Below are 4,670 nucleotides of genomic sequence, written 5' to 3' on the forward strand. Positions count from 1 at the left end.
TTATCGCCCAAACTGGTTAAATTTTAACAGTGACAACTACCCTGCCAGATAGGGGTGGGTTTGAACTGCGAGACCAACCATGCTTTGAGGTGTACCTGAATCGAGACCCAAGACGAACTAAACCTGAGAATTTGAAAACCGAAATCTATATTCCGATCAAGTAACTGAGAGAGCTTCCCTTGAGTCAGTCAATCACGGCTGGCTCATTTTTGCCCCATTCTCTCTTAGAGTTCTTTTCACATTACTTCTAACGATCCATGTTTGACCTAATTTACCTAATACTTCATTATGTATCTAGTTGACTATTGCTAGCTTAAATAAGGGAGTAAGTCATTATCCCAATAGACTTTAAGGAGACTGTTTATGGGATGGATATACTTGGTTCGATGACCCCTTGCGATATAGGGAAGTATAACATACTAAAATCACGTAATTAGCGAATTAGGAGTCTTCATGAAGAGTGTGTTTCGTTCACAATTGTACAACATTGAGAAGCAGATAGTTAATGATTGCAAAAAAAGAGGTCATCCCTCCAATGAGATTAAAGAAAAACAAATCAGGTTGAAGGAAGAAAATTTCCCGGATGCAGGGGAGAAGTTCGAAAAATCTATCCATCAAATGATTTTAATTATGCAGAAAATACGGATTTCAACTGATGTTCTAAAATGGAGCGACACCATAGACTCAGGCTCGTTAAGTAACCCTATCAATAATGACACTTTCCAGGAAGCTAAGTTATATGTGGAACGTTTGTTGGACGTAGATTTGAGCAAGGTTGAATTAGTATTTGCTGATTCCATTCAATATGTAGATGCAGGAGAGGTAGAAGGTACAGCATATGCAAATAATGATGCCGATCACATCGTCCTATTACCCAAGCATTCCACTCAAATTAAATCTACAGATTTACTGATTCATGAGCTAGGTCATACCGCCGATTTTACCATCGCTCGCAAGACAGAAAATGATGACCTTTTATTTCCTCACATAACATTCTCTGAAACCATTGCATACTATTGCCAGATACGTTTTTTATTAGAACAAGGGACAAGGGAGCAGCGTATTGGTCTCTTTGGTGCGTTCTATTTGACGTATTTAGGGTGCTGTGTAACTAGGCATTGTATAGAAACCCAGACACCATTGAATAAACTAAAGCCAAACAAGGCACTAAAGTCTGGTTTCTATGATGAGATCCTTGCTGCTTATCCAAATTCAGGAATCAATGCCGCTAAGAGTGTAGTAATAAAAAACATTACGGCCTTTCAGCAGAATTACAAAGATCTTGGCCCTCTTGTCAATCTCGATTTTGCGCGACGCTTTGGGTTTATACTCGCCCTGTTTTTGTTAGATAAGCCTATAAATTTCGTAAAAGAACTTATACATAAAAATTCGCTTGAACATGACTTTGTTGAGATTGTTCAATCAATCGTGCCCAACTTTCAAGACTACGCAAACTTAGATCAACGATTGCTAGATTTTTTTGATTCCGATATAGGGTAGTTAATGGTTACTTTAGTAGAACTTCACACTGTAGTGGCTTAGTGAATTTGGCAACTTAACTAGAGGTTCAGCTGTACTTAAGGTTATCTATTAAAAGCTAATTTAGTAAAATCATTGACAAGCTTTTGTCCAGCTATGAGTTGGAAATGTTCGGATTCCGAACAAGGAACCCAAACGCAAGCGGCGTAAACTAATCGTCCTAAGTACACAGCTCCAGCTCTTCTCTGTCCTAGCTCATCAATTGTTATTATTCTTATTAATATCAGCGAGCTAACTATACTCATCATCTATTGTTTATGCTTTAATGCACCAAAATGCTTATCAGGTGAGTTTAAATGGCACGAAAAAACGATGGAATCATATGGCACTTAATGGACGCTCCATGGTGGCTAAGCGTAGTACTCTCGGCTTGTATCTATTTTGGACTTTCATATCTATTACCTAGCTTGGCCGTTGGTAGCAATAATTTTGTCTTTGAAGCTATTGCTCCAAACTTGCCCCTGATAGCCCCATATTTTACGTTTTTATTTTTGCTCCCCGCACCGATAGCGCTTTTTAAGCAATATCAGAGGAAAAGAAGCTATCTCACGACCAACTCTCAGATTAGAACTCATAGGAATACCTCCCCACTAAATCACTTGAGCTGGATGGAATTTGAGAGTTACATCGGAGAGTTCTTTAAGTCTCAAGGATATGCGGTCAAACAATCTTTCTCTCAAAAATCTGATGGCGGCGTTGATATTTGGTTAACAAAAGATAGTAAATTAAGTCTTGTACAATGTAAGCATTGGAAATCTCGCAAGGTGGGAGTGCAAGTTCTAAGGGAGATGTACGGTGTCATGATCGCAAATAATGCCAGTAAAATGATTATCGTAACTTCAGGAGATTTTACTTCTGAGGCTGTGGCTTTTTCTCTAGATAAACGTCTGTGGTTAGTCAACGGTAGCGAACTAGTACATATGATCGAAGATGGGCGCAGGTTCCAAAATAAACCATCAATCTCGCCCCAAACACACAGGGCAGACATCGAACCTATGATTTGTCCTGATTGCCAATCTAAGCTTGTAATGCGTGTTGCTAAGCGAGGAGCTAAATCTGGTATGTCTTTTTATGGTTGCTCTACGTATCCAAAGTGCCGTTATACTTGTGACTGCTAAGTTTTAATCTATTCACAATGCACGCTTGGTGTAGAAAGTAATCTCTGAGACCGATATTGGTACTTCCAATACCACCCTCAATTCCATATTTCGGACATAACACCTCCGAATAAAAAGTGAGATTTGATGTTTTCCAAAAGATATAAGCTATCAAGCTGGGCTGACTCAGGTATCCCAAAAGTTGCTGCTGGCGTCTATGCTATTTGGCATGGCGAACAACTGATTTATTGCGGTATGTCTGGAAGACAAATCGAAAAAAACAGTCATAAGCCAAAATTTGGTCTAATCACACGTATCCAAAGTCATGCTTCTGGTCGTTTAAGTGGTGACCAATTTTGCGTGTACGTTGCGAATCGTTTGGTGATTCCTAGTTTGAAACCATCTGACCTTCCTCGCTTTGCTTCTGGAGACCTCAAGCTCGATTCTCTAACGAAGGAATACATCCATCAGCATCTTGAATTTCAATATACTGTTGTTGATACAAGCGAACGAGCTTACAAGTTAGAAGACAAGGCGAGGTCTGGCGAGACATTTGGTCAATTACCTCTTTTAAACCCCCTCTAAATGGGTTTTGCCCCATTCCGTGCTTCAAGAGTCAAGGAAGTGAACTATTTAACTCAATTAAATCATTTACGTCGTCCACTCATATTTTTCTTGAACGATCAGTTGATTCGCTTTTAGTGCATTATACCTGTTCTTTATTTTATGGATTCTTGCTATGTCACGAAGTCAACGCCTTCTAGATTTACTCCAACTTCTTCGACGCTATAAATATCCAGTCTCAGCTGAGGATCTAGCAAATAAGCTAGATGTTAGTGTAAGAACAATCTATCGAGATATAGCAACTTTGCAATCGCAAGGCGCAGAGGTCGAGGGGGAAGCTGGGCTTGGTTACATTTTAAAACCGAGCTTCGATTTGCCACCGATGATGTTTAGCTTAGAAGAGCTTGAAGCCCTTAAGTTAGGAGTTGAATGGGTGGTAAAGCAAGCAAACGGAGAATTTAACGAAGCTGCCATTGATGCACTTGCTAAGATTTCAGCTGTGTTGCCTTCTGATCATGAAGCTAAGCATACTGAGAGCGTCATCAGAGTTGCTTCAATTCTCAAAGCACCAAAGGTGATGGTTAAGCTGGCTGAGTTAAAAGCAACGATAAAAAAAGAGCATAAAGCAGAAATGCTTTACGAAGACGCTAAAGGTGCTATCAGCAAGAGGGTTGTGTGGCCAATACTTATAGGTATGTTTGAGCAACACAATATCTTGGTTGCATGGTGCGAAACACGGAACGATTACCGTAATTTTAGACTTGATAGAATTCAATCATTTTTACAACTTGAGTCTAAATACGAGCGTTCTCGTCATGCTTTACTAACTGAATGGGAAGCTCTGGAGGGCATCGAACACAAGCGCTTTCGTTACTGACAAAAACTGTCAGTACTTGTGGTTACACTTAGTTCATCCATTTTTAAAATGAAGATTTACAACTATGTTAACTATTGATTCTATTGTTCTTTATGTTGAAAACATCCAACTCAGTATGACCTTTTATAAGAAAGTCTTTGAGTGTGAACCTAAGCTTTTATCGCCAACCTTTGCGGTAGTCGAGTTTGCTGAAAACGTAAAAATCACTCTAAAACAAACTGATACACTTACGCCAAGTAGTTTAGTTAGAGGTGGCGGGACTGAACTTTCTGTCCCTGCAATTAACAGCACCGAGTTAGATAGCTTATTTGAAAAGTGGAAAGAGCAAGGAGTGAATTTTGCTCAAGAGCGCGAAGAGTCTGTATATGGTATCAATTTTGTTGCGTTAGACCTTGATGGGCATCGATTGCGAGTATTTGCTTAACGTTACCTTGTTTTTCTTAAAAGCCAGCATCATTGCTGGTTCATCTAAGTCCAGAACCTTCATAGGTCGAATTTTTACCCGTGGCACTTTCTAGCTCAAAAGTGCCCCATTCTCTATATGGAATCCACGTATTTACAAAGTGATTTTGGTAATAAAAGTTAAGATGCGG

At 39.5% G+C, this 4,670-nt stretch carries 6 protein-coding genes; all 6 read left to right on the top strand.

Translation table 11 applies throughout. From position 1 onward, the window contains the following. Positions 1-29: 29 nt before the first annotated feature. Positions 30-164: a GyrI-like domain-containing protein gene (locus ACED53_RS22825; protein WP_371715316.1), complete on the top strand. Its 135-nt coding sequence runs from the start codon at positions 30-32 to the stop codon at positions 162-164. Between the two features lie 289 nt (positions 165-453). Next, positions 454-1,500, top strand: a complete 1,047-nt coding sequence (locus tag ACED53_RS22830; RefSeq protein WP_017102051.1) for a hypothetical protein — start codon at positions 454-456, stop codon at positions 1,498-1,500. Positions 1,501-1,835: 335 nt separating this feature from the next. Continuing rightward, complete coding sequence (locus ACED53_RS22835) at positions 1,836-2,657, top strand: restriction endonuclease (RefSeq protein WP_017102050.1); 822 nt, start codon at positions 1,836-1,838, stop codon at positions 2,655-2,657. A 126-nt stretch (positions 2,658-2,783) separates the two neighbouring features. Next, positions 2,784-3,221: a hypothetical protein gene (locus tag ACED53_RS22840; protein WP_017102049.1), complete on the top strand. Its 438-nt coding sequence runs from the start codon at positions 2,784-2,786 to the stop codon at positions 3,219-3,221. A gap of 154 nt (positions 3,222-3,375) precedes the next feature. Beyond that, on the top strand, positions 3,376-4,077 hold the full coding sequence (locus ACED53_RS22845) for a YafY family protein (RefSeq protein ID WP_017041541.1): 702 nt from the start codon (positions 3,376-3,378) through the stop codon (positions 4,075-4,077). 64 nt (positions 4,078-4,141) lie between these two features. After that, entirely contained in the window at positions 4,142-4,501 is a 360-nt protein-coding gene (locus ACED53_RS22850; RefSeq protein WP_017041542.1) for a VOC family protein, read from the top strand. Positions 4,502-4,670: the final 169 nt, after the last annotated feature.

The organism is Vibrio sp. 1F169, from assembly GCF_041439605.1.
GTDB classification, from domain to species: Bacteria; Pseudomonadota; Gammaproteobacteria; order Enterobacterales; family Vibrionaceae; genus Vibrio; species Vibrio tasmaniensis_A.